Source organism: Rubellimicrobium aerolatum (assembly GCF_017872975.1).
GTDB classification, from domain to species: domain Bacteria; phylum Pseudomonadota; class Alphaproteobacteria; order Rhodobacterales; family Rhodobacteraceae; genus Rubellimicrobium; species Rubellimicrobium aerolatum.
This window is the reverse complement of the sequence record NZ_JAGGJP010000004.1, coordinates 106714-130177: the sequence shown is the minus strand read 5'-3', so window position 1 is coordinate 130177 and position 23464 is coordinate 106714. Positions and strand designations below refer to the sequence as shown.

Below are 23464 nucleotides of genomic sequence, written 5' to 3'. Positions count from 1 at the left end.
GCCGCGCCGAAGGATTACGTGACGGGGACGCAATTCGTGGGGGTTCCATGTCCTTCTTCGGCAAGCTCAAGGACCGGCTGTTCAAGACCTCCTCGAAGCTCGACGAAGGGCTGTCGGACATCGTGGGGGACGGGACGCCCGAGGTCGCCGAGGTCGCCGCGCCCGCCGTGGTCCCCGACCCGGTGCCGTCGCTCGTCACGCCCGCGCCCGTGCCGCCGCCCTCCACCCCCGAGCCCGCCGCGCGGCCGGGGCTGCTGGGCCGCCTCTTCGGGCGCGAGGAGGTGGAGGTGCCGCGAAGGGCTCTCGACGACGCCATGCTGGAGGAGATCGAGGACCTGCTCGTCGCGTCCGACATGGGCGTGGGCACCGCCCAGCGGGTGACGGCCAACCTCGCCGAGGGGCGGATGGGGCGCAGGCTCTCGGTGCCCGAGATCAAGGGAGTGCTGGCGGGCGAGGTGGCGCGGATCATGGACGGGGTGGCGCGGCCGATGCCGCTCTACCCGAAGCGGCCCCAGGTGGTGCTGGTGGTGGGCGTGAACGGGTCCGGCAAGACCACGACCATCGGCAAGCTCGCGTCGCAGTTCCGCGCCGCCGGCAAGACGGTGGTGATCGCCGCCGGGGACACCTTCCGCGCGGCGGCGGTGGAGCAGTTGCAGGTCTGGGGGCAACGCGCCGGGGTGCCGGTGCTGACGGCGGCGCAGGGGTCGGACCCGGCGTCCCTCGCCTATGACGCGATGGAGAAGGCGGGGCGCGACGGGGCGGACCTGCTGCTGATCGACACGGCGGGGCGGCTCCAGAATCGGCAGGACCTCATGGAGGAGCTGGCCAAGATCGTGCGGGTGATCCGCAAGAAGGACCCCTCGGCGCCGCACAACACGCTGCTCGTGCTGGACGCGACCACGGGGCAGAACGCGCTGAGCCAGGTGGAGATCTTCCAGAAGATCGCGGACGTGACGGGGCTGGTGATGACCAAGCTCGATGGCACGGCCAAGGGCGGCGTGCTGGTGGCGCTGGCGGACAGGTTCGGCCTGCCGATCCATGCGATCGGGGTGGGGGAGCAGATCGACGACCTTGCCCCCTTCGACCCCGAGGAGTTCGCCCGCGCCCTGACCGGGGCGGCCTGAGGGGTTCAGTCGTCCTGGTTCTCGGGCCGGACGAAGGTCGCGAGGATGACGAGCACGAGCAGCACGACCAGCGTCGTCAGCATCGCCAGCGGGATCTTTCCCACCCCGCAGGCGAGGCCGATGGCCCCGGCGAGCCAGAGCGACGCGCCGGTGGTGATGTTGTGGACCCGCCCGCCGGTGGTGATGATGATCCCGGCCACGAGGAAGGCCACGCCCGAGGTCACGGCGCCGATCAGGTTCATCGGGTCCACGCGGAGCTGGTCGGCGGCGCCGAGGAGGTCCGAGGCCGACAGCTCGCGCCCGATGATCGCGTAAAGGCAGGCGGCCAGCGACACCAGCATATGGGTCCGAAGGCCCGCGGGCTTGCGCCGCCATTCCCTCTCGGCCCCGACCAGCCCGGCGAGGAGCAGCGCCGCCACGACGCGCAGGAGCGCCACCGGGAAAGGGACGGCGCGGAAGGTGCCGCCCAGCTCCTGGCGGATCAGGTCGATCATGGTCACCTCGCCGTGTCCCGACGGTCCCTTGTGCGGCGGGCGCGGGGGCGTCACACTGCCCCGGCACCCGGCCGTCGCGGTCGTCATGAAGCTGCTGCAGAAACGACATGAGCGCCAGACCCGTCAACCCGATCCTCAAGCAGGCCCTGGAGCTGGGGCCGACGATCCTGTTCTTCGTCCTTTACCTCCGCATCAAGGAGCGCAGCTTCGAGATCGGCGGCGTCGAGTATTCCGGCTTCATCGTGGCGACGCTGGTGCTGGTGCCGCTGCTGCTGGCCGCGATGGCCGTGCTCTGGTGGCTGACGGGCAAGCTCTCGCGGATGCAGGTCTTCACCGCCGTCACCGTGATCCTGTTCGGCGGCCTGACGGCGTGGTTCAACGACGAGAGCTTCTTCAAGATGAAGACGACCATCGTCTACGGGATCTTCGCCGGGCTGCTGGGGGCGGGGCTGCTGTGGGGGCGCTCCACGCTCGAATGGGTGATGGGGGAGCTGCTGCCGCTCACGCACGAGGGGTGGATCATCCTGACCCGCCGGCTGGCGCTTATGTTCGCGGGGCTGGCCGTCGCCAACGAGGTCGTGTGGCGCACCCAGAGCACGGAGCTGTGGGTGACGCTGGAGACCTTCGCCTTCCCGGCCGCGCTGATGGTGTTCCTGTGGGTCCAGATCATGGCGCTGGAGCGGCACATGATCCAGGAGCCCGAGAAGGCCGAGCGGCCCTAGCGCTGCCCGCCCGGCGTGGCCGGGATAGCGCCTGCCCGCCCGGCGTGGCCGGGATAGCGCCTGCCCGTCCGGCGTGACCGGGCTAGCGCTGCCGGAACAGCAGCTCCATCTCCTCCTTGCTCATCGGCGCGGCGGAGCGGGCCTCGGCCGCGACCGCCATGCCGCGCTGGACGCCGGGGCGGCTCGCGCAGTCGTCCAGCCAGCGGGCGAAATGCGGCTTGTCATCGAGGGTCTGCTCCTGCCGCTCCCATCCGGCCGCCCAGGGGTAGATGGCCATGTCGGCGATGGTGAAGTCGTTGGTGGCGGCGAAGCGGCGCGTCGCCAGTTGCCCGTCGAGCACGCGGTAGAGCCGCCCGACCTCGTTGCGGTAGCGGTCCTGGGCATAGGGGAGGACCTGCGGCGGGTCCATCTGCGGGGCGTAGCGCAGGAAGTGGTTGGCCTGCCCCGCCATGGGGCCGACGCCGCCCATCTGCCACATGAGCCACTGGTCCACGGCGATGCGCTCGCGTTCCGTGCGGCCGCAGAACTGGCCGGTCTTGCGGGCGAGGTATTGCAGGATCGCGCCGGATTCGAAGATCGCGATGGGCTGGCCGTCGGGGCCGTCGGGGTCCTCGATGGCGGGCATCCGGTTGTTGGGGGCGATGGCCAGGAAGTCGGGTCGGAACTGGTCGCCCGCGCCGATGTTCACGAGGCGGGCCTCGTAGGGGAGGCCCATCTCCTCCAGGGCTATGGTGATCTTGTGGCCGTTGGGCGTGGGCCAGTAGTGCAGGACGATGGGCGCGGGCATGGGATTCCCTCCTGAGGATCGGCGCGCAGGATGGCATGGCGCGGGGCGGGGGCAAGGGCTTGCCTTGGGGGCGGGCGGGGCGTAATCCGCCCGCGTGGCGATTTGGGCGACCCTGATTGCGGGCCACGTTAAACATTCCGCTAAAGTGGGGGACGGTTTTCCCCATGGGCCGAACGCGAACGGGGGACCGATCATGGACCAGTGGAAGCGACGCACCCGCGCGGTGCATTCCGGCATCCGCCGCAGCCAGTACAACGAGGTCAGCGAGGCGATCTTCCTGACCCAGGGCTTCGTCTACGACAGCGCCGAGCAGGCCGAGGCGCGGTTCCTCGAGGCTGGCCCCGACGAGTTCATCTACGCCCGCTACGGCAACCCCACCACATCGATGTTCGAGCAGCGGATGGCCGCGCTGGAGGGGGCCGAGGACGCCTTCGCCACCGCCTCGGGCATGGCGGCCGTGTCGGGCGCGCTGATGGCGATGCTGCGCGCGGGGGATCATGTCGTGGCGTCGCGGGCGCTGTTCGGGTCCTGCCTCTACGTGCTGGAGGAGGTGCTGCGGCGCTACGGCGTCGAGGTGGAGTTCGTGGACGGCACCGACCTTGGCCAGTGGCGGGCGGCGGTGCGGCCAGGAACGAAGGCGGTGTTCTTCGAGAGCGTGTCGAACCCGACGCTGGAGGTCATCGACATCCGCGCCGTGGCCGAGATCGCCCATTCGGTCGGCGCGCTGGTGCTGGCCGACAACGTCTTCGCGACGCCCACCTTCAGCCGCGCCATCGAACTCGGCGCGGACGTGGTGATCTATTCGGCGACGAAGCACGTGGACGGGCAGGGCCGGGCGCTGGGCGGGATCGTGCTGGGGACCAGGCACTTCGTCCGCAAGGTGCTGGAGCCCTACATGAAGCACACGGGCGGGGCGATGTCGCCCTTCACCTCGTGGATCATGCTCAAGGGGCTGGAGACGATGGACCTGCGCGTGCGGGCGCAGGCGGCGACGGCGCTGGCGCTGGCGCAGGCGCTGGAGGGACGGCTGGGCCGGGTGATCCATCCGGGGCTGGAGTCGCATCCGCAGCACGCGCTCGCCATGGCGCAGACGGGATCGGGCGGCACGGTGCTGTCCTTCGACGTGGGTTCGCGCGAGGCGGCCTTCGCCTTCCTGAACGCGCTCCGGATCGTCGTCATCTCCAACAACCTCGGCGACGCCAAGTCGATCGCGACGCATCCGGCGTCCACCACGCACCAGCGGCTGCCCTCGGAGCAGAAGGCGACGCTGGGCATCACGCCGGGGCTGATCCGGCTGTCCTGCGGGCTGGAGGACGCCGACGATCTGCTGGCGGACGTGTTTGGGGCGCTGGAGGCCGCGCAAGCGGCGCATCCCGCGCGGGATGCCGCCGAGTAGGACGGTATCGTTGCGATTCGTTAACCTGGCCCACATATAAGATCCGCGTGACGCAGGGGGAATCGCCATGAATGTCCATTTGCCCGACCTGGACCGGGACCTGTCGCGCGCCGAGGCGGAGGACGCCCTTGGCCTGCTGCGCCGCTGGGCCGCCCGCGCCACGCCCGAGGAGGTCGCGGACCTCGACCCCGCCGTGGCCCGTCTCCTGCCGGGGCGGGAGGTGGCGAACTATCCCGACCTCGCCCGCATCTATCCCGATGGCTTCGCGCCGGATGCGGGCTATCGGGCGACGATGCCGGATCTTCAGAACGGCCCGGCCTCGCTCATCCGGGGGGCGCGGGCGCCGATCCAGCATGTCGGCATCTCGGGCTTCCGGGTGCCGATCCGCTATCGCCTGCGCGACGGGGGCGAGATCGCGCTGGAGACGGCCGTGACCGGGACCGTCAGCCTGGAGGCCGGCAAGAAGGGCATCAACATGAGCCGGTTGATGCGGAGCTTCTACCGCTACGCGGAGGAGACCTTCTCCTTCGACGTGATGGAGCGGGCTCTGGACAGCTACAAGGCCGACCTGGGGGCCTGCGACGCGCGGCTCCAGATGCGCTTCCGGTTCCCGCTCAAGGTGCCGTCCCTGCGGTCGGGCCTTTGGGGTTATCAGTATTACGACATCGCGCTCGAACTGGTGGAGCAGGCGGGGGTGCGGAAGAAGATCTTCCACCTCGACTACGTCTACGCCTCGACCTGTCCGTGCTCCTTGGAGCTGTCCGAGCACGCGCGGCAGGGGCGGGGGCAACTGGCGGTGCCGCACGCCCAGCGGTCGGTGGCGCGGCTGTCGGTGGAGGTGGTTCCGGGCGCGGGGCGGCTCTGGTTCGAGGACCTGATCGAGATGGCCCGCCGCGCCGTGCCGACCGAGACGCAGGTCATGGTCAAGCGCGAGGACGAGCAGGCCTTCGCGGAGCTGAACGCCGCGCATCCGATCTTCGTGGAGGACGCGGCGCGGCTGTTCGCGGCGGAGTTCCTGGCCGATGCGCGGATCGGCGACTTCCGCGTGATCGCCAGCCATCAGGAAAGCCTGCACAGCCACGACGCGGTGAGCCTGCTGACCGAGGGGGAGACGTTCAAGGCCGAGAGCCTGGACCCCCGGCTGTTCGGAACGCTGGTGCACACGTAGGGCGGGGTTCCAGCCCACCCTGCGGGGCGCGAGAGCCCCACGGGTCCCGCATGGCGCAGGGCGCGGTTCACCCCCGCCATGGCCTGTGCTTGGGGCGGTGGGCCTCATGGAATGCGCTCCAGCGGACCAGTTGGAACCCGGCCGGCCCCGTGGCGCGCTGAAGCCCATCCCACGAGGCGCGATGGCCGGCGTCGCTCGGGCTGCCGGCGATGCGACGTGGGGGGTGAACCCCGCCCTGCGAGGCACGGTCGCGGAGAGCGTGGTTCCGGGGCCGCAGGCCACGGGTCTCCGCACCGTCGCGCGTGGCCATGGTGCGTGAGCCCCGGCGTCGCCGGAAACCACGCAGCACCCTACGGAGTCGGCGCGGAAGTGGCGCCAGCCCTCACCAGCAGCTCACCAGCACCGTGAGGCCCGCCGCGTCGCGGGTCAGCGCCACGGCCCCCTTCGCCCCGGACGCCGGCGCGAGCACCGGCTGCACCCCGGCCGCCGCCAGCGCGCCCTGGATCGCCTCGGCGTCGAGCGCGTAGCTCACCTCGGCGGGGAGGACCTGCGTCCCCCAGTCGCGCGGCAGCAGCATCCCGATCACCGACCCGTCCTCGGCCAGCACCGGACCGCCGGCGTCGCCGTCCTGCGCCGCGACCTCCAGCCGTCGCACCGTCTCCTCGCCGTTGAGCCCCCGCACGTCGGCCAGCGTGCCGAAGGTCAGCGCCGGACGGGCCAGCGCGCCGCCGTAGGGGTAGCCCGCGACCGCGACCTCGGCCCCGATGCGCGGCGCGCCGGGCAGGAAGCCCGCCACCGCGCGGGGGGCGAGCTCGGCCAAGGGCTGGAGCACGGCGAGGTTCAGGGCCGGATCGGTCGCCACCACCCGCGCTTCGGTCGATTCGTCGAGCGTGATCCTCTCGCAGCCCTCGACCGCCTGCGCCGTGGTGACCGTCGCGCCGCCCGCGTCCACGAAGAAGCCGCTGGCGGTGCGCCGAGGCACCCGGACCTGCAACCCGGACACGAGGTCCACCGCCTGGTCCTCGCCGGGATCGACCGAGCCGGGTTCCAGCACCCCCGGCAGGCGGCGGAAGCTGGCCCGCATCGCCTCCAGAAGCCGCTCGCGCCGGGCGTCGTCGCCCACCGGCCAGACCAGCGCGAAGCCCTTGATCTGCCCGTCCACCAGCCAGGCGTAGGTCGTCGAATGGATGCGGTCGTCGCGCCCGTCGATGACGAAGGCGCTCTCGGTGCGCTGGCGGTCGCCCGTGGGCGGCACGATCTCCAGCACCTGCATCATCTCGTAGAGCGCGGCGAGCCGGTCGGGGTCGCCGGGCTGCGAGATGAGGACCACCTGCGGGCCGCCCGCGTCGCGCGGGTCGTAGCGGACGAAGGGCGGCTCCACCACCGGCCCTTGCAACAGGGCGAGCGGCAGGTCCACCTGGATGCCCGCTGCCTCGTCGCGCACGGTGTCCAGGCCCATCCCGTCGAGGACGGCGTTGAAGCCGGCCAGCAGATCGGCCCGCTGGCGCGCGGTCAGGATGCCGGTGGGCTCGTGGCCGTTGCGGGCCTGCCAGGCGGCCATGGCGGCGCGGGTGCCGCGTCCGAAGGCGCCGTCGATGCCGCCCTCGTAGACGCCCGCCCAGGCCAGCGCGCTCTGGAGCTGCTGCTTCTCGCCGGGCGACAGCGCCGCCTCGCTCGCCTCCGCCTCGGCCGGGGATTCGTCGGGGAGGGCCGGGGTCGCGGGCGCGGCGCTCACCTCCGCGCTCGACGCCGACAGCTCGCCGGGGTCGGACGCCGCCGCGCCCGGGGCGCCGGGCCAGAACCGCTGCTGGAAGCCCGCGCCGTCGGTGATCGCGGAATCGGTCGGGATCACCCCTTCGGCGATCAGGTTGGCGCGCACCGCCTCGGCCTCGGCGGGCGAGAAGGGGCCGAGCGCCACCGCATACCAGCCCGAGCCCAGGTAGTAGCCCGCCACGTCGTCGGGAAGCTGCTCCGAATAGCCCTCGGCCGAGAGCTGCGCGCGGCCCAGCGTCGGCAGGCGGTCCACCTGGATCCAGACCTGGCCCTCCTGCGCGAGGGCCGCGCCGCCCAGCGCCGCCCAGAGCGCCACCGCCGCCACCGTCCGTCTCAGCATGAACCCGTCCCCCATTCCGTGCACCGGCCCCCATCTGCCCCGCCCGCGCCGGGGCCGCAGCACAAAAGCGCGTGTCCCGCGCCCGCGCCCGCCCGACCGTGGCCCGCAGGACCCGCCCGGCCCCGCCTTGCGCGCCTGCGGGGGGCCGACTAGACGGGACGCGACCAGCCGCAGGGAAGTGCCATGGCCGACCGTCCGCGCTCCTTCCAGGAGATCATCCTTCGCCTCCAGTCCTACTGGGCGTCCAAGGGCTGCGCGATCCTCCAGCCCTACGACATGGAGGTGGGGGCGGGGACCTTCCACCCGGCGACGACGCTGCGCGCCCTGGGCTCGCGCCCCTGGGCGGCGGCCTATGTCCAGCCCTCGCGCCGCCCGACCGACGGGCGGTATGGCGAGAACCCGAACCGGCTCCAGCACTACTACCAGTATCAGGTCCTCATCAAACCCTCGCCGCCGGACCTCCAGGACCTCTATCTCGGGTCGCTCGACGCCATCGGCATCGACACCCGGCTCCACGACATCCGCTTCGTGGAGGACGACTGGGAATCCCCCACGCTCGGCGCCTGGGGCCTGGGCTGGGAGGTGTGGTGCGACGGCATGGAGGTGTCGCAGTTCACCTACTTCCAGCAGGTCGGCGGCCACGACTGCCGCCCGGTGTCCGGCGAACTGACCTATGGCCTCGAACGCCTCGCCATGTATGTCCTCGGCGTCGGGCACGTCATGGAGATGCCGTTCAACGACCCCGCCTCGCCGATCCCGCTGACCTATGGCGACGTGTTCCGGCAGACCGAGGAGGAGTATTCGCGCCACAACTTCGACGCGGCGGATACCGAGCGGCTGCTGCGCCACTTCGAGGACGCGGAGCGCGAATGCCGCCGCCTGCTGGAAGCCGAGGAGATGGACCCCCGCACGGGCAAGCGCATCGTCATGGCGCATCCCGCCTACGACCAGTGCATCAAGGCAAGCCACCTGTTCAACCTGCTCGACGCGCGGGGCGTGATCTCCGTCACCGAGCGGCAGGCCTATATCGGCCGCGTCCGCGCGCTGGCCAAGCTCTGCGCCGACGCCTTCGTGCGGACCGAGGCGGGCGGCTTCGTCCCGGGCGCGACGGCGTGACGGGCCGCACGCTCGCCCTCCTCTTCGCCCTTTTCGCCCTCGGGACGGGGGGCGCGATGTATTACCTTCAGGTCTACGCCTATTACCGCGAGCTCACGCCCGAGGAGGCGGGGCCGGTCCTCCTCGTCCCGCAGGGCGGCGGGGGAGGGGAGCCCATCCCCGTCGCGGATCTCCGGGCCATCGACAGCGATTCGTCGCCCATCCGCTTCCGGTCCTGCTTCGCGACCTCCGCGCCGCTGGACGACCTCGCCCGGCGCTTCCAGCCCTACGACGACCCCACCCCTCTCACCGCGCCGGGCTGGTTCGGCTGCTTCGACGCCCGCGCCATCGGCACCGCGCTGGAGTCGGGCGAGGCGCGGGCCTTCCTGTCGGTCAGGGACCTGCGCTACGGCATCGACCGCGTGGTGGCGGTGCTGCCCGACGGGCGGGGCTTCGCCTGGAACCAGATCAACGCCTGCGGGGCCGTGGTCTTCGACGGCGAGCCCGCGCCCGAGGGCTGCCCGCCCCCACCCGAGGCGGCGCGCTAGGGCCGCGTCCCCGCGCGCGGGGCCAGCCGCTTGCGGACGAAGCGCGCTGTGCCGACCAGGGTGTCGGGCGCGTTGCCCAGGTAGGCGGCGACCCCCGCCATGGCCCGCGACATCCGCCGCGTCCGCAGCGCCCGCAGGATCTCCTGCGGGATGAACTGCCCGTAGTAGCGCGCCCAGTGCCGGCGCGCGGCGCGCAGCAGCTCGGCGTCCTCCATCGGCCCGCCGGGGCCGAGGTTCTTCTCGATCGCCGCCATCTGCGACCGGTAGAGCCGCGTCGGCGACTTGGTCTGCTGCGAGGGGTGCAGGCGGTAGAGCATCACCTTCTCGCCGTGGCAGAGCCCGGCCTCGCGCCGGCCGAGCAGGCGGAAGTGCAGGTCGTGGTCCGCCGCCGGCCCGATGCCGCCGTCCACGCCGCCCGCCCGCTCCAGCGCGGCGCGGCGGTACATGCACTGCGAGAAGCAGGGCGTGAGCCCCAGCGCCACGTCGCGCCCCGAGAAGCGCCGCAGGCGCAACGGGTTGGCCCGCACGAAGGCGCCCCTCGCGTCGATCACGTCGTTCGAGCCCAGCACCATGTCGATGCCGGCCGCGAAGGCCGCGAGGTGGGCGCGGACGGCGCCGGGCAGCAGGATGTCGTCGGCGTCGAGGAACAGGACGAACTCGCTCTCCGAGGCGCGCAGGCCGGCGTCGCGGGCGACGCCGTCGCCCTGGTTGGGCTGGGTCAGCGCCCGGACGCCCGGATAGCTCCGCGCGATGGCGAGGGTGTCGTCGATGGAGCCGTCGTCGACCACCAGCACCTCGATGTCGGGCCCGTCCTGCGCCAGGGCGCTGTCGATGGCGTCGCGCAGGAACGGGGCGGCGTTGTAGGCCGCGATGATGATGCAGACGTGAGCCATGGGTCCTCGACGGGATCGGAGATATGTCGGGCCACCCTAGCCGGATTGTCCCCGAATTGGAAACGGGTCGCGCGGGGCCGGAGCCATTGGCGAAGCCGCGCCGAGGCTCGCCTCCCGCTTGCCGGGCCCGCGCGGTCCTCCGGTCGCATCCGGGGCGGCCCGCTCGGGCGTGGACATCCCGCCCGTCCTGGTGCATCCCCCACGGGCCTTCAGCGACCCGGAAATGACGCCGTGCCCGACCTTCTCATCGAGCTCCTCTCCGAGGAGATCCCCGCCCGGATGCAGCCCAAGGCCAGCGAGGACCTGCGCCGCCTCGTGACCGACGGCCTCGTGGAGGCCGGGCTCACCTACGCCCACGCCAGCGCCTTCGCGACGCCGCGCCGGCTGGCTCTGGCGGTCGAGGGGCTGGCCGACCGCTCCCGCCCCGTGCGGGAGGAGCGCAAGGGGCCGTCCGTCACCGCGCCCGAGGCGGCGGTGCAGGGGTTCCTGCGATCCACGGGCCTGACGCTGGACCGGCTGGAGAAGCGGGCGGACAAGAAGGGCGAGGCCTATTTCGCCGTCATCGAGAAGCCGGGCCGCGAGGCCCCGGAGATCGTGGCCGAGGTGCTGGAGCGGGTCATCCGCGACTTCCCCTGGCCCAAGTCGATGCGCTGGGGGTCGGGGTCGCTCCGCTGGGTGCGCCCGCTCCAGGGCGTGCTCTGCCTGCTGACGCGCGAGGACGGGGCCGAGGTCGTGCCCTTCGAGATCGACGGCCTGACCGCCACCGCCACCACGCGCGGCCACCGCTTCCACGCCCCGCAGGGGGTCTCCGTCACCTCCTTCGAGGACTACGAGCGCAAGCTGAAGGCCGCCCATGTCGTCCTGAACCCCGAGGAGCGCCGCGACCGCATCCGCCACGACGCCGCCACGCTGGCCTTCGCCCAAGGGCTGGAGATCGTCCCCGACGAAGGCCTGCTGGCCGAGGTCGCGGGGCTGGTCGAATGGCCCGTCACCCTCCTGGGCCGGATCGAGGAGGAGTTCCTGGGCCTCCCCCCCGAGGTGCTGCGGACCTCGATGAAGGAGCACCAGAAGTTCTTCTCGGTCCGCAACCCGTCCACGGGCCGGATCGAGGGCTTCGTGACGGTGGCCAACATCGACACCGCCGACCGGGGCGCGACGATCCTTCAGGGCAACGCCAAGGTGCTGCGGGCGCGCCTGTCGGACGCGCGCTTCTTCTGGGAGAACGACCTGCGGGTGGCCCGCTCGGGCATGGCCGAGTGGAAGGAGGGCCTGCGCGCCGTCACCTTCCACAACAAGCTGGGCTCGCAGGCCGAGCGCATCGAGCGCATCGCCGCGCTGGCCCGCGAGATCGCGCCGTTCGTGGGTGCCGATCCCGACCTCGCCGCGCAGGCGGCGGAAGTGGCCAAGCTGGACCTCCGCTCCGCCATGGTGGGCGAGTTCCCCGAGTTGCAGGGCCTCATGGGCCGCTACTACGCGCAGGCGGCGGGCCTCCCCCCGGAAGTCGCGGCAGCGGCCGAGGAGCACTATTCGCCGCTCGGCCCCACCGACGAGGTGCCTGTCGCGCCCGTCTCGGTGGCCGTGGCGCTGGCGGACAAGATCGACACGCTGACCGGCTTCTGGGCCATCGACGAGAAGCCCACGGGGAGCAAGGACCCGTTCGCGCTGCGGCGGGCGGCGTTGGGAGTGATTAGGCTTAGCCTCACTAACCCATCGAAGAAGCCGATAACCCGTGTTGACCGTCTATGGCATCTCATCTTCTTCCATTTGGAGGATGAAGCAGCTTTTCATCGGCTAAATCAGCTTGTTGCAAGCTTGAACGAGTCCGAGCAGATCATCTTGGACCTTCAAAACTTAGGCGGAGTCGATTTTTCCAAGCTCATCCAAGGCCTCTCTGAAGATCGTCGCGCAATGGCCATGGAGTTCATCGAACTCGGTCAGCGTCTGCAAACCAATATAGTTGAATCGAAGAAGAAGGCCGCTGACCTCCTTGCCTTCCTCCACGACCGCCTGAAGGTCCACCTCCGCGACGCGGGCATCCGGCACGACGTCATCGACGCCTGCCTCGCCATGCCGGGGAACGACGACCTCGTTCTCCTGGTCCGGCGGGCCGAGGCGCTGGCGGCGTTCCTCAAGACCGAGGACGGCGGCAACCTCCTCCAGGGCTTCAAGCGCGCCGCCAACCTCCTCGCCCAGGCCGAGGCCAGGGACGGCGTCGAATACTCCTTCGGCGCGGACCCGAAATGGTCCGAATACCCGGAGGAGACGGCGCTCTTCGCCGCGCTCGACGCGGCGGAACAGCGCATCCGTCCGGCGATGGAGCGGGAGGACTTCGGCGAGGCCATGTCGGCGCTGGCCGCCCTGCGCGCGCCCATCGACGCCTTCTTCACGGTGGCGCAGGTCAACAGCGACAACGGGGTGATCCGCCGCAACCGCCTCAACCTCCTGAGCCGCATCCGCCGCCTCTGCCTGGAGGTTGCGGACCTGACCAAGGTCGAGGGCTGAGGGAACCGCTGCGTGGGGCGGGGTTCATCCCGCCATGGTCGCGCCGGTGGCAGGCTGAACCCCGCCCTACGCCGATGCACGGCAACGCATTCGATCCCGCCCCGTAGGGTGGGTGGTTCCGCGTCCTGGGCGCGGGTTCACCCACCATCCCCGGCCCCTGGCGGGTGAACCTCCGCGTGGCCCGCGGAGCACCACCCGCCCTACGCCCATCACGCCCGCCGCGCGCCGATGGCGCGTGAGCCACCCCCGCCGCCCAACCCCCGCCACAATCCTGCGGCACGGGGACGCCGCCATGCCCGCCCCGTCCGCGCACCCGCCCCAAAGGTCGCAACGCACCGCCCTTTCCGAACCGCCCCCTCCGCACTATCCTCCGGCCGGAAAGGATGCCGCAGTGCAGCGACACGTGACGTTCCCGCAGATCACGCTGGTCACGGCCGACGCTCCGATGTCGGCCGGGGTCCATGGCGGCCGCGCGAAATGCCTCCAGCGGCTGATCCGGCTGGAGATGCCGGTCCCTCTCACCGTGGCGCTGTCCTTCGATGCCGTGCGCGACATCGCCAAGGGGCGGATGCCGGACATGGCGGCGATCCTCGCCCCCTTCGGCTACGCGCCGCTGCTGTCGGTGCGGCCGTCCAGCCTCGACCCCGACTGGGGCGGCCCCGGCGCGATCCTCAACATCGGCATGAGCGATGCGCGGCACGAGGACCTGACCCAGACGGCGGGCGAACGGGCGGCGACCTCGCTCTACCTCCGCTTCGTGCAGACCTACGCCGTGCAGGTCGCCCGGCTCGACCCCGAGCCCTTCGACCTCCCCCCCGAGCCCACGCGCGAGGCGCTCAAGGCCATGCTCCAGGCCTACGAGGCCGAGACGGACGAGCCCTTCCCGCAGGACCCCGCAACCCAACTGGCCGAGGTGCTGCGGAGCATGGCCCGCGCCTGGGACGGCACGACCGCACGGCTCCTGCGGCAGGCCAAGGGCGCCCCCGCCGACGCCGGCCTCGGCCTGGTGGTGCAGGCCATGGCACTGGGCGTGGGGCGCGGCGAATCGGGCTCGGGCGTCATCCAGTTCGTGGACGCCAAGACCGGTGAGCCCTGCATCGCCGGCCGCTATCTCGGCCAGAGCCAGGGCCGCGAGGCGCTGCGCGACAAGCGCGACGCCATCCCGCTGACTCGCGCCGAAGGCAGCCCCTCGCTGGAGGAGCTGGCCCCCTTCGCCCTGCGGGAGCTGCTGGCCCACGGGCAGATGGGCCGCGAGCGCCTGCGCGAGGAGATGCAGATCGAGTTCACGCTCGAGAACGGCCGCCTTCGCATCCTCGACGCCGTGCGCGTCCCCCGCTCCCCCCGCGCCGCCGTCCGCATCGCCGTGGCGCTGGCCGAGGACGGCGTCATCCCGCGCGAGGAAGCGGTCCTGCGCGTGGAGCCCGGCTCGCTCTCCTCGCTCCTCCACCGGCAGGTGGACCCCGAGGCCCCGCGCGACCGCATCGTGGCCGGCATCGCCGCCAGCCCCGGCGCGGCCTCGGGCAGGATCGTCCTGACCGCCGCCGACGCCCAGGCCTTCGCCGCGCGGGGCGAGCCCTGCATCCTCGTGCGGCGCGAGACCACGCCCGAGGACATCCGGGGGATGCACGCGGCCTCGGCCGTGCTCACCGTGCGCGGCGGCATCACCAGCCACGCCGCCGTCATCGGGCGGGGGCTGGGCTTGCCTTGCGTCGTCGGCGCGTCGGGCCTGGAGATCGACCGCCGCCGCCGCACCGTCACCGCCCCCGGCGGGCGCGTCCTGCACGAGGGCGACATCATCACCGTGGACGGCACCTCCGGGGAGGTGCTGGCCGGCGAGGCGCGCACCCTGGACGCCGCCATCGACGGGGCCTTCCGCACGCTGCTCGACTGGGCGGACGAGTTCCGCGACATCGGCGTGCGCGCCAACGCCGACACGCCGCAGGACGCCGCCATCGCCCGGGGCTTCGCCGCCGAGGGCATCGGCCTCTGCCGCACCGAGCACATGTTCTTCGAGGGCGAGCGCATCGGCATGATGCGCGAGATGATCTTCGCCGAAGCGCCGGGCGCGCGCCGCGCCGTGCTCGACCGCCTGCTTCCCATGCAGCGCGCCGACTTCGCCGCGCTGTTCCGCATCATGGCCGGCAAGCCGGTCTGCATCCGCCTCTTCGACCCGCCGCTCCACGAGTTCCTCCCCTCCGACCGCGAGGCGCTGCGCGACTTGGCCGAGGGGCTGTCGCTCCCCCTCTCGGACGTGGAGCAACGGGTGGAGGCGCTGCGCGAATACAACCCCATGCTGGGCCTGCGCGGCGTCCGGCTGGGCATCACGGTCCCCGAGATCTACGAGATGCAGGCCCGCGCGATCTTCGAGGCCGCCGTGGAGGCCGGCCGCGACGGCGACCCCGTGGTGCCCGAGGTGATGATCCCCCTCGTCTCGGCCCGCCGCGAGGTGGAGATCGTCAAGGCCCGCGTCGACGCCCTCGCCTCCGCCGTCCGCGCCGAGACGGGGGTCGAGTTCGCCTACCGTCTCGGCGTCATGGTGGAGACCCCCCGCGCCGCCCTGCGCGCCGAGGAGATCGCCCAGCACGCGGCCTTCCTGTCCTTCGGCACCAACGACCTCACGCAGATGACCTACGGCCTGTCGCGCGACGACGCCGGCCGGTTCCTCGGCACCTACGTCGAGCAGGGCGTCTACGAGGAGGACCCGTTCCACACCCTCGACCTCGACGGCGTGGGGGAATTGCTGCGGATGGGGGCCGAGCGCGGGCGACTCGGACGGCCCGACGTCACACTCTCCATTTGTGGGGAGCACGCCGGCACTCGCCGCGCGATTGAGTTCTGCCGGCTCCAGAAGTTCCACTACGTCTCCTGCTCGCCCTACCGCGTTCCGATTGCGCGACTTTCCGCCGCCCAACTTGCCTTGGAAAAGCCACAACTGATTGAGGATTAGGCAGGGGGAGGACGCGGGGCCCGAAGGCCTCGGCGGATTCCCCCAGGCCGGTGCGGCACCGCTCCGCGCACCGGACTGTGGCGGCATGGACACAACAAGGGTTTTCTTCGTAGCCCATCCCTCGGCGCCAGCGCAACGCGCCGGGAACGATGGGACAGCCGATGAACCTGGATGGCCGGCGACCGAGGCGGATCGCTACGCGCATCGCCGCGCTGGTGGCACTGGCGGCGGGCCTTTGGGCCGGGGCCAGCGCCGCCGGGGCCATGCCCGACGCCCCGCCGGAGACGGTCTATCCCGCCGCCTTCCCCGCCGCCCTCGTGCCGCAGCCCATGGCGATGCCGGCGGTGATGCCGACCGCGCGCACGCCGCTCGCCGCGCTCCGGGCCCGCATCGCCACGGCGGTCCCCGCGGGAGGCCAGGACTGGCGCTGCCTCGCCCAGGCCATCTACCACGAGGCGCGGGGGGAACCGCTCCAGGGCCAGGTCGCAGTGGCCGAGGTGGTGCTGAACCGCCGCGACAGCGGGCGCTACCCCGCCACCGTCTGCGGCGTGGTCGAGCAGGGCACCGGCGAGCGCAACCGCTGCCAGTTCAGCTACTGGTGCGACGGCCGCTCGGACGCCGTCGAGGACCGCGCGGCCTGGGACCGGGCGGGCCGCGTCGCCCGCGCCATGCTCGACGGAGCGCCGCGCCCGCTGACCGGGGGCGCGATGTTCTACCACGCCCGCGCCGTCTCGCCCGGCTGGGCCGACGACTTCACCCGCACCGCCGCCATCGGCGACCACCTGTTCTACCGCGAGGAGGGGCGCGGCCTCGCGGGCCTCCACATGGCCTCCAACGCCTCGCGCTGAGCCTTGCTTGCCCGTCCCGCCGCCCCACGCTAGGGGACGGCGAAGCAGCGGGGGCAGGGATGCCGAGCGACGAGATCCGACAGGCCTTCGACCACCCCTTCGCGCGGAGCGAGGCCACGGGTTCCAGGCCGCTCGACCGCATCTCGCTCCGCGATCATGTCGTCGAGGCCGAGATCGGCGCCTTCGAGGTGGAGCGCGGCGTCCGCCAGCGCCTCCGCTTCGACATCGTGGTGGAGGTGCTGCCGCCGCACGGCGCCCCGGACGACGTGGACCGCATCCTCTCCTACGACCGCCTCGCCGAGGCCGTGGAGGCCGAGCTCATCCGCGAGCGCCTCGCCCTCCTCGAAACCCTGGCCGAGCGCGTCGCCGCCCGCATCCTGAGCGAACCCCAAGCCCACCGCGCCTTCGTCCGCATCCAGAAGCTCGACCGGGGGCCGGGCGACCTGGGGGTGGAGATCGTGCGAAGCCACGAGGACGCAATGTTCCAGAAGGACGACATGAAGAAAGCCCCGAGACCCCGCGTCGTTCTCCTGGGCGCGCGCGCGGCGGCGTCCCCCGCCCTCGCCCGGGCGATGCACATCCTCGGGGGAGACGGCGTGCCGCTCGTGCTGGTAGCCCCCGCCGCCAAGGCGCCAAGAGCGGCCACGCCCGAGGCGCAGGACCGCGCGGACCTGCTCGCCGCCGATCAGGGCGCATGGCTCCTCGCCGCGCGTCACCCGGAACTGGTCGTGGCCGCGAACCAGACCGAGGTGGAGTGGAACCTGCGCCAAGGGCACCCGGTCGTCTGGGCGCCGACCAAGCTGGCGCTCGACAAGGGTTGGACGGGCAGCGACCAGCTTTATCGGACGATCATGTTCGCATGGTCGCTCGACGCCCTTGAGGTGGTCCTGATCGGCGTGCCGCTCGACGGCCTGATGGAGGCCCCCCTCCGCGTCCGCCGCGCCACGCTGAGGGCACCGCTGGAATCGCTGCCGTTCCGGGATGGGGACGCCCCCGAATGACCGCCTACTGGCGTCCCATCCCCATGACCGACCCCGCCCGCCCGCGCGGCGCCCTCCCGCTCGCCGGCGGCTGGTGCTGGTTTGATCGGCTGGAACGCCTGTCCCGCGACGCCGCGCCCGAGGTGGTTCCCCTCTCCGAGGCTCCCCCGGACGTGCTCGACCGCCTGTCCGCCCCCCGCGCGCCCGTCGCCCGGCTGGACCTGTCCGCCCCCCGGATCATGGGCGTCCTCAACGTCACGCCCGACAGCTTCTCGGACGGCGGCCTCCATGCCACGCCCGAGGCCGCGCTGGCCCGGGCCCGCGCCCTGGCCGGGGCCGACATCCTCGACATCGGCGGCGAGAGCACGCGCCCCGGCGCGGCGACCATCCCCGCCGAGGAGGAGATCGCCCGCGTCCTCCCCGTCCTTCGCGCCCTGCGCGCGGACACCGACCTCCCCCTCTCCATCGACACCCGCAAGGCCGCCGTCGCCCAGGCCGCGCTCGACGCCGGGGCCGACCTCGTCAACGACGTGTCCGGCCTCGCCTTCGACCCCGCCCTCGGCGCGGTGGCGGCGCGCGCCGGCGGCTACTGCCTCATGCACGCGCAGGGCACGCCCGAGACGATGCAGGCCGATCCCCGCTACGACGACGTGCTCCTCGACGTCCACGACGCGCTGGAGGCGGGCCTCGCGCTGGCGGAATCGCAGGGCATCCCCCGCGCCCGCGTGCTGGTCGATCCGGGCCTCGGCTTCGGCAAGACGCTGCAACATAACGTGAGCCTCCTCCGCCGCCTTTCGCTCTATCATGGGTTGGGCTGCGGGCTCCTCGTCGGGGCCTCGCGCAAGGGCTTCGTGGGCGCGCTGGGAGGCGCGGCGCAGGCGCGGGACCGGATGCCGGGCTCGGTGGCCCTCGCTCTCCACGCCGTCCGGCAGGGGGCGCAGGTGGTGCGGGTGCATGACGTGACGGAAACAAGACAGGCCTTGAGCCTGCATCAAGCAGTGGGCGGGACGACATGAGCAGGAAACTCTTCGGCACGGACGGCGTGCGCGGGACGGCCAACGCCTGGCCGATGACGGCCGAGATGGCCTTGCGGATCGGCGCGGCGGCGGGCCGCTACTTCCGCAACGACGGGTCCAACGGGCACCGCGTGGTGATCGGCAAGGACACCCGCCTGTCCGGCTACATGTTCGAGAACGCGCTGACCGCCGGCCTCACCTCCACCGGCATGAACGTCCTCCTCCTCGGCCCGGTGCCGACCCCCGCCGTGGGGCTGCTCACGATCTCCATGCGCGCCGACGTGGGCATCATGATCTCCGCCTCCCACAACCCGCACCGCGACAACGGCATCAAGTTCTTCGGCCCCGACGGCTTCAAGCTCTCCGACGAGGCCGAGGCCGAGATCGAGGCGCTGGTCGAGCAGGGCGTCGAGCCCACCCGCGCCGACAACATCGGCCGCGCCAAGCGCGTGGACGACGGCCGCTTCCGCTACATGGAGCGGCTCAAGGGCACCTTCCCGCACGGCCGCCGCCTCGACGGCCTCAAGGTGGTGATCGACTGCGCCAACGGCGCGGCCTACAAGGTCGCCCCCGACGTGCTCTGGGAGCTGGGCGCGACCGTCGTCCCCGTCGGCACCACGCCCAACGGCACCAACATCAACGAGGGCTGCGGCTCCACCGCCCCCCACACGGCGGCCGAGACGGTCGTGGCCCATGGCGCCGACCTCGGCATCTGCCTCGACGGCGACGCCGATCGCGTGATCCTGATCGACGAGAACGGCGAGGTCGCGGACGGCGACCAGCTCATGGCGCTCATGGCCGCGCGCTGGGCCGACCAGGGGCGGCTCGCGGGCGGCACGCTCGTCGCCACCGTCATGTCGAACCTCGGGCTCGAACGCTTCCTCGCCGGGCGCGGCCTCCGGCTCGAACGCACCGCCGTCGGCGACCGCTACGTCGTCGAGGCGATGCGCGCCGGCGGCTGGAACCTGGGCGGCGAGCAGTCGGGCCACATCGTGATGACCGACTACGCCACCACCGGCGACGGCCTCCTGGCCGGGCTCCAGGTCCTCGCCGCCATGATCGAGACGGGCCTCCCCGCCTCGCGGCTCCTGCGCCAGTTCGACACCGTGCCGCAGCTCCTCCGGAACGTCCGCTACGCCGCCGGCCAGCAGCCGCTCGCGGCGCCGACCGTGGCGCAGGCCATCGAGGGCGCCAAGGCCCGCCTCAACGGCCACGGCCGCCTCCTGATCCGCAAGTCCGGCACCGAGCCCCTGATCCGCGTCATGGCCGAATGCGAGGACGAATCGCTCCTGTCGGAAGTGGTGGGCGAGGTCGTGGAGGCCGTGGAGCAGGCCGCCCTGGTGCGCGCGGCGGAGTAGGGGGCCGCCGCGACGGTCGGTTCGCCATCGTAGGGCGGGCTTGAGCCCGCCACCGGCGCGACCCCGCAGGGTGGGGTTTCACCCCACCATCGCCCGTCAGATCGCCGTGAACCCGTTGTCCACGAACAACTGCGCCCCGTTCACGAAGCTCGCCTCGTCGCTCGCCAGGAACAGCGCCGCCCGCGCCACCTCCTCGGGCTCGCCGATGCGCCCCTGCGCGGCGATGATCGCCGCCTCCGACACGTCCACCCCCAGCCGCCGCAGCTCGTCCACCTCGCGCAGCCCGTGCGGCGTGCGGATGAACCCCGGACAGACCGCGTTGCAGCGGATCCCCCGGTCGCGGAACTCCACCGCCACCGCGCGGGCGAACATGTGCACCGCCCCCTTGGTGGTGTCGTAGAGCACCTCCATCGGCGTCCCCGCCACGGCGCTGATGCTCGACGTGCAGACGATGCTCCCGCCGCCCTGCGCCAGCATCCCCGGCAGCACGGCCTTGGTCATCAGGAACATCGACTTGACGTTGACGGCGTGCAGCCAGTCCCATTCGGCTTCCGTCGTCTCCAGGAACGGCTTGATGACGATGGTGCCCGCGTGGTTGAACAGCACGTTCGCGACCCCATGCACCGCCGCCGCGCCCCGCACCGCCGCCTCGACCTCCGCCGCCACCGACACGTCCGCCCCGAACGCCTCGGCCACGCCGCCCGCGCTGCGGATCGCCCCCACCCGCGCCCGCGCGGCGTCCATGTCGCGGTCGATCACCGCCACCTTCGCGCCCTCGGCCGCGAACAGCGACGCCGCCGCGCCCCCCATCCCCGTCGCCCCGCCCGACACGATCGCCACCTTGCCCGCCAGCCGCCCGCCCATGCCGTGTCCCTTCCTGAACCGGGCAAACCTTCGCAGAGCCGTCGGAAAAGGAAAGCGTCCCCCTCAGACCGCCAGCGACGACCGCGTCGGCGCCGCGACCGGCATCGTGAACGTCAGCCGCGTCTCGGTCTCGTCGGACTGGGCGACCAGCTCCCCGCCATGGGCGCGGGCGATCTGCGCGGCGATATACAACCCCAGCCCCAGCCCCTTGTCGCGGAACCGGTCGGGCTGGCGCTTGAAGGGCTCGAACAGGTCGGCCAGCACCGGCGCGGGGATCGGCCGCCCGCCGTTCTCCACGCAAAGGCTCACGGCCCCGTCCTCGGTCTTGGCGACGACGCGCACCGGCCGCTCGGCCGATCCGTGCGCCAAGGCGTTCCCCAGGAGGTTTGACAGCATCTGCCCGATGCGCCGGGGGTCGGCGCGCAGCGGCGCCAGCTCGCGCAGGTCGGCCTCGATGGCGCGGTCGGGCCAGACGCTCCGCATCTCGGCGACGATCTGCCCCAGGATCGGCCGCAGGTCCACCTCTTCCATCATCGCCAGCGGGATGCCCCCCGCCAGCCGCCCGCGCGCAAAGTCCAGCGCCTCGTCCACCAGCCCCCCCATGCGGTCCAGGCTTCCGTCCATCAGGTCGAGGATGCCCCGCCCCCGCTCGCCCAGGGGCTCCCGCCGCAGGAACCGCACCCCCGCGCCGAGGGCGGCCAGCGGGTTCCGCAGGTCGTGGCCCAGCACGGCGATGTATTGCTCCCGCAGGGTCGAATCCTGCCGCACCTCGGCCAGCAGCCCCTCGCTCGCCTCCAGCCGGCGCTGCGCGTCGATGTGGAAGCCCAGGAGGTCCGCGAACAGGTGGAACGTCCGCACGGTGTCGGCCCCGCTCACCGGCTTGGGCTCGGAATCGAAGCCGCAGAGCGTGCCCCAGAACGTCCCGTCGGGCAGCCGGATGGGGACGGCGATGTAGCAGGCGATGTTGTAAAGGGCCGGGATCGGGCTGTGCCGCCACACCTCGTCCGTCGGCGCGTCGTCGAAGACCACCGGCTCGCCCGAATCCCGCACCGTCTGGCAGAAGGTCGTCTCGATGGGCAGCTCCTGCCCCGGATGCAGCCCGAATCCCGCCCGATCCAGCGTCGCCGCCGCCGTCCAGCGGTCCTGGGTGACGCGGGCCACGGCGGCGATGCCCACCCCGGTCATCGAGGCGCAGACCGACAGGATCGACGGCACCACCGGGATCCTCTGGACCAGAGCCACGTCGGAGGCCACGTCGGGCGCCCCAGCGGCGTCGGAGCCGATGCCGTCGATCATGCGTGCATCTCCGTCCATGCTGGAAACAGCCTACTCTCCGGGCGGGGGATTGTCACCGGCCACGGCCCGCTTGCCGTCGCGGCCCCCGGCGACCCGGCTGCGGAGACGCCCGAGCCTGCCCCCGAATCACCCAGAACAGGCGTTGCGCGAACCGCCCCCTGACCGTTCGTTGCTGTCGGACGCCGTTAACCCTTCCCTGGCATATTGAACGCGAAAGGGCGCCGAATCCCTCGGCGCCCCCCGGTCCTGGAAAGGAGGAACGATGACGAACTCAGTTGCGCGCGCGATCGACCATCTTGCCCTTCGAGATCCAGGGCATCATCGCGCGGAGCTTCTCGCCGACCTGCTCGATCTGGTGCTCGTCGTTGATGCGGCGCGTCGCCTTGAAGAAGGGCTGGCCGACGGCGTTCTCCTGCATGAAGTCGCGGACGAACTTGCCGGTCTGGATGTCCCGCAGGACCTCCTTCATGCGGGCCTTCGTCTCCTCGTAGGGGAGGATGCGCGGGCCGCTGACGTATTCGCCATACTCGGCCGTGTTGCTGATCGAGTAGTTCATGTTCGCGATGCCGCCCTCGTAGATCAGGTCCACGATCAGCTTCACCTCGTGCAGGCACTCGAAATAGGCCATCTCGGGCTCGTAGCCGGCCTCGACCAGCGTCTCGAATCCCATGCGGATCAGCTCCACGAGGCCGCCGCACAGCACCGCCTGCTCGCCGAACAGGTCGGTCTCGCATTCCTGGCGGAAGTTGGTCTCGATGATCCCCGACCGGCCGCCGCCGATGGCCGAGCAGTAGGACAGGCCGATCTCCATGGCCTTTCCGCTCGCGTCGTTGTGCACCGCCACCAGGCAGGGCACGCCGCCGCCCTTGACGTATTCGCCGCGCACGGTGTGGCCGGGGCCCTTGGGCGCCATCATGATGACATCGACGCCCTTCTTGGGCTCGATCAGGCCGAAGTGGATGTTCAAGCCATGCGCGAACGCGATCGCCGCGCCCTCGCGCAGATGGTCGTGGACGTAACGCTTGTAGGTCTCGGCCTGCAGCTCGTCGGGCATGGTGAACATCACGAGGTCGGCCCAGGCCGCGGCCTCGCTGATCCCCATGACGGTCAGGCCCTCGCCCTCGGCCTTGGCGCGCGAGGGGGAGCCTTCGCGCAGCGCCACCACGAGGTTCCGGGCGCCCGAGTCGCGCAGGTTCAGCGCATGGGCATGGCCTTGGCTGCCATAGCCCAGGATCGCGACCTTCTTGTCCTTGATCAGGTTCACGTCGCAGTCGCGATCGTAGTAAACGCGCATCGGGGTCCCTCCGTCCAAC

19 protein-coding genes and 1 riboswitch are annotated in these 23464 nt (G+C 72.0%); of the genes, 12 read left to right on the top strand and 7 right to left on the bottom strand.

The features are described 5' to 3' along the window. Positions 1-47: 47 nt before the first annotated feature. On the top strand, positions 48-1124 hold the full coding sequence (gene ftsY, locus J2Z33_RS06365) for a signal recognition particle-docking protein FtsY (protein ID WP_209839048.1): 1077 nt from the start codon (positions 48-50) through the stop codon (positions 1122-1124). A 5-nt stretch (positions 1125-1129) separates the two neighbouring features. On the opposite strand, the gene J2Z33_RS06360 is transcribed toward ftsY, so the two are convergent. Next, the gene (locus tag J2Z33_RS06360; protein WP_209839341.1) at positions 1130-1618 is read right to left on the bottom strand and encodes an MgtC/SapB family protein; all 489 of its coding nucleotides are present in this window, start codon (positions 1616-1618) and stop codon (positions 1130-1132) included. Between the two features lie 107 nt (positions 1619-1725). Between J2Z33_RS06360 and J2Z33_RS06355 the strand changes: the two genes are divergently transcribed. Further along, complete coding sequence (locus J2Z33_RS06355; RefSeq protein ID WP_209839046.1) at positions 1726-2340, top strand: inner membrane-spanning protein YciB; 615 nt, start codon at positions 1726-1728, stop codon at positions 2338-2340. 82 nt (positions 2341-2422) lie between these two features. Here J2Z33_RS06355 and J2Z33_RS06350 read toward each other — a convergent pair whose 3' ends face one another. Next, positions 2423-3127, bottom strand: a complete 705-nt coding sequence (locus tag J2Z33_RS06350; RefSeq protein ID WP_209839044.1) for a glutathione S-transferase N-terminal domain-containing protein — start codon at positions 3125-3127, stop codon at positions 2423-2425. An 84-nt stretch (positions 3128-3211) separates the two neighbouring features. After that, positions 3212-3289, top strand: a riboswitch (SAM riboswitch). 31 nt (positions 3290-3320) lie between these two features. Between J2Z33_RS06350 and metZ the strand changes: the two genes are divergently transcribed. Together metZ and folE2 are read left to right on the top strand one after the other, a co-directional pair. After that, positions 3321-4523 (top strand): O-succinylhomoserine sulfhydrylase, encoded by a 1203-nt coding sequence (gene metZ / locus J2Z33_RS06345; protein WP_209839042.1) that lies wholly within the window; start codon positions 3321-3323, stop codon positions 4521-4523. A gap of 67 nt (positions 4524-4590) precedes the next feature. Beyond that, positions 4591-5691, top strand: coding sequence for a GTP cyclohydrolase FolE2 (gene folE2, locus J2Z33_RS06340; protein ID WP_209839040.1), 1101 nt, complete (start codon positions 4591-4593; stop codon positions 5689-5691). Positions 5692-6073: 382 nt separating this feature from the next. Here the strand turns inward: folE2 and J2Z33_RS06335 are convergent, their stop codons facing one another. After that, on the bottom strand, positions 6074-7804 hold the full coding sequence (locus J2Z33_RS06335; RefSeq protein ID WP_209839038.1) for a serine protease: 1731 nt from the start codon (positions 7802-7804) through the stop codon (positions 6074-6076). A 183-nt stretch (positions 7805-7987) separates the two neighbouring features. Between J2Z33_RS06335 and J2Z33_RS06330 the strand changes: the two genes are divergently transcribed. Together J2Z33_RS06330 and J2Z33_RS06325 are read left to right on the top strand one after the other, a co-directional pair. After that, complete coding sequence (locus J2Z33_RS06330) at positions 7988-8920, top strand: glycine--tRNA ligase subunit alpha (RefSeq protein WP_209839037.1); 933 nt, start codon at positions 7988-7990, stop codon at positions 8918-8920. Then, positions 8917-9447, top strand: coding sequence for a DUF6446 family protein (locus J2Z33_RS06325; RefSeq protein ID WP_209839035.1), 531 nt, complete (start codon positions 8917-8919; stop codon positions 9445-9447). Before J2Z33_RS06330 ends, J2Z33_RS06325 begins: the two co-directional genes overlap by 4 nt. Here J2Z33_RS06325 and J2Z33_RS06320 read toward each other — a convergent pair. Beyond that, positions 9444-10340 (bottom strand): glycosyltransferase family 2 protein, encoded by an 897-nt coding sequence (locus tag J2Z33_RS06320; RefSeq protein ID WP_209839033.1) that lies wholly within the window; start codon positions 10338-10340, stop codon positions 9444-9446. The two genes, J2Z33_RS06325 and J2Z33_RS06320, sit on opposite strands and share 4 nt — an antisense overlap. Before the next feature lie 231 nt (positions 10341-10571). On the opposite strand from J2Z33_RS06320, the gene glyS reads away from it, so the two are divergent. From glyS to glmM, 6 genes are all read left to right on the top strand, one after another. Next, positions 10572-12842, top strand: a complete 2271-nt coding sequence (glyS, locus tag J2Z33_RS06315) for a glycine--tRNA ligase subunit beta (RefSeq protein WP_209839031.1) — start codon at positions 10572-10574, stop codon at positions 12840-12842. A 445-nt stretch (positions 12843-13287) separates the two neighbouring features. Further along, entirely contained in the window at positions 13288-15789 is a 2502-nt protein-coding gene (locus J2Z33_RS06310; protein ID WP_245218646.1) for a putative PEP-binding protein, read from the top strand. 161 nt (positions 15790-15950) lie between these two features. Continuing rightward, complete coding sequence (locus J2Z33_RS06305) at positions 15951-16637, top strand: cell wall hydrolase (protein ID WP_245218611.1); 687 nt, start codon at positions 15951-15953, stop codon at positions 16635-16637. A 59-nt stretch (positions 16638-16696) separates the two neighbouring features. After that, complete coding sequence (locus J2Z33_RS06300) at positions 16697-17638, top strand: dihydroneopterin aldolase (RefSeq protein ID WP_209839027.1); 942 nt, start codon at positions 16697-16699, stop codon at positions 17636-17638. Next, complete coding sequence (gene folP / locus J2Z33_RS06295; protein WP_209839025.1) at positions 17635-18633, top strand: dihydropteroate synthase; 999 nt, start codon at positions 17635-17637, stop codon at positions 18631-18633. Before J2Z33_RS06300 ends, folP begins: the two co-directional genes overlap by 4 nt. Continuing rightward, a complete protein-coding gene (gene glmM, locus J2Z33_RS06290) occupies positions 18630-19991 on the top strand; it encodes a phosphoglucosamine mutase (protein WP_209839023.1) in 1362 nt (453 codons plus the stop codon). Before folP ends, glmM begins: the two co-directional genes overlap by 4 nt. Positions 19992-20087: 96 nt before the next feature. Here the strand turns inward: glmM and J2Z33_RS06285 are convergent, their stop codons facing one another. The 3 genes from J2Z33_RS06285 to ilvC form a co-directional block, all read right to left on the bottom strand. Further along, positions 20088-20855, bottom strand: a complete 768-nt coding sequence (locus J2Z33_RS06285; RefSeq protein ID WP_209839021.1) for an SDR family NAD(P)-dependent oxidoreductase — start codon at positions 20853-20855, stop codon at positions 20088-20090. Positions 20856-20918: 63 nt separating this feature from the next. Continuing rightward, complete coding sequence (locus J2Z33_RS06280) at positions 20919-22151, bottom strand: GAF domain-containing sensor histidine kinase (RefSeq protein WP_209839019.1); 1233 nt, start codon at positions 22149-22151, stop codon at positions 20919-20921. Positions 22152-22422: 271 nt separating this feature from the next. Then, a complete protein-coding gene (gene ilvC / locus J2Z33_RS06275; RefSeq protein ID WP_209839017.1) occupies positions 22423-23445 on the bottom strand; it encodes a ketol-acid reductoisomerase in 1023 nt (340 codons plus the stop codon). Between the last annotated feature and the right edge of the window lie 19 nt (positions 23446-23464).

Bases quoted from the DNA above. Each gene is read 5' to 3' on its own strand.
- ftsY (WP_209839048.1), top strand. From the start codon at position 48: ATGTCCTTCTTCGGCAAGCTCAAGGACCGGCTGTTCAAGACCTCCTCG.
- J2Z33_RS06360 (WP_209839341.1), bottom strand. From the start codon at position 1,618: ATGATCGACCTGATCCGCCAGGAGCTGGGCGGCACCTTCCGCGCCGTC.
- J2Z33_RS06355 (WP_209839046.1), top strand. From the start codon at position 1,726: ATGAGCGCCAGACCCGTCAACCCGATCCTCAAGCAGGCCCTGGAGCTG.
- J2Z33_RS06350 (WP_209839044.1), bottom strand. From the start codon at position 3,127: ATGCCCGCGCCCATCGTCCTGCACTACTGGCCCACGCCCAACGGCCAC.
- metZ (WP_209839042.1), top strand. From the start codon at position 3,321: ATGGACCAGTGGAAGCGACGCACCCGCGCGGTGCATTCCGGCATCCGC.
- folE2 (WP_209839040.1), top strand. From the start codon at position 4,591: ATGAATGTCCATTTGCCCGACCTGGACCGGGACCTGTCGCGCGCCGAG.
- J2Z33_RS06335 (WP_209839038.1), bottom strand. From the start codon at position 7,804: ATGCTGAGACGGACGGTGGCGGCGGTGGCGCTCTGGGCGGCGCTGGGC.
- J2Z33_RS06330 (WP_209839037.1), top strand. From the start codon at position 7,988: ATGGCCGACCGTCCGCGCTCCTTCCAGGAGATCATCCTTCGCCTCCAG.
- J2Z33_RS06320 (WP_209839033.1), bottom strand. From the start codon at position 10,340: ATGGCTCACGTCTGCATCATCATCGCGGCCTACAACGCCGCCCCGTTC.
- J2Z33_RS06310 (WP_245218646.1), top strand. From the start codon at position 13,288: ATGTCGGCCGGGGTCCATGGCGGCCGCGCGAAATGCCTCCAGCGGCTG.
- J2Z33_RS06305 (WP_245218611.1), top strand. From the start codon at position 15,951: ATGAACCTGGATGGCCGGCGACCGAGGCGGATCGCTACGCGCATCGCC.
- J2Z33_RS06300 (WP_209839027.1), top strand. From the start codon at position 16,697: ATGCCGAGCGACGAGATCCGACAGGCCTTCGACCACCCCTTCGCGCGG.
- folP (WP_209839025.1), top strand. From the start codon at position 17,635: ATGACCGCCTACTGGCGTCCCATCCCCATGACCGACCCCGCCCGCCCG.
- glmM (WP_209839023.1), top strand. From the start codon at position 18,630: ATGAGCAGGAAACTCTTCGGCACGGACGGCGTGCGCGGGACGGCCAAC.
- J2Z33_RS06285 (WP_209839021.1), bottom strand. From the start codon at position 20,855: ATGGGCGGGCGGCTGGCGGGCAAGGTGGCGATCGTGTCGGGCGGGGCG.
- J2Z33_RS06280 (WP_209839019.1), bottom strand. From the start codon at position 22,151: ATGATCGACGGCATCGGCTCCGACGCCGCTGGGGCGCCCGACGTGGCC.
- ilvC (WP_209839017.1), bottom strand. From the start codon at position 23,445: ATGCGCGTTTACTACGATCGCGACTGCGACGTGAACCTGATCAAGGAC.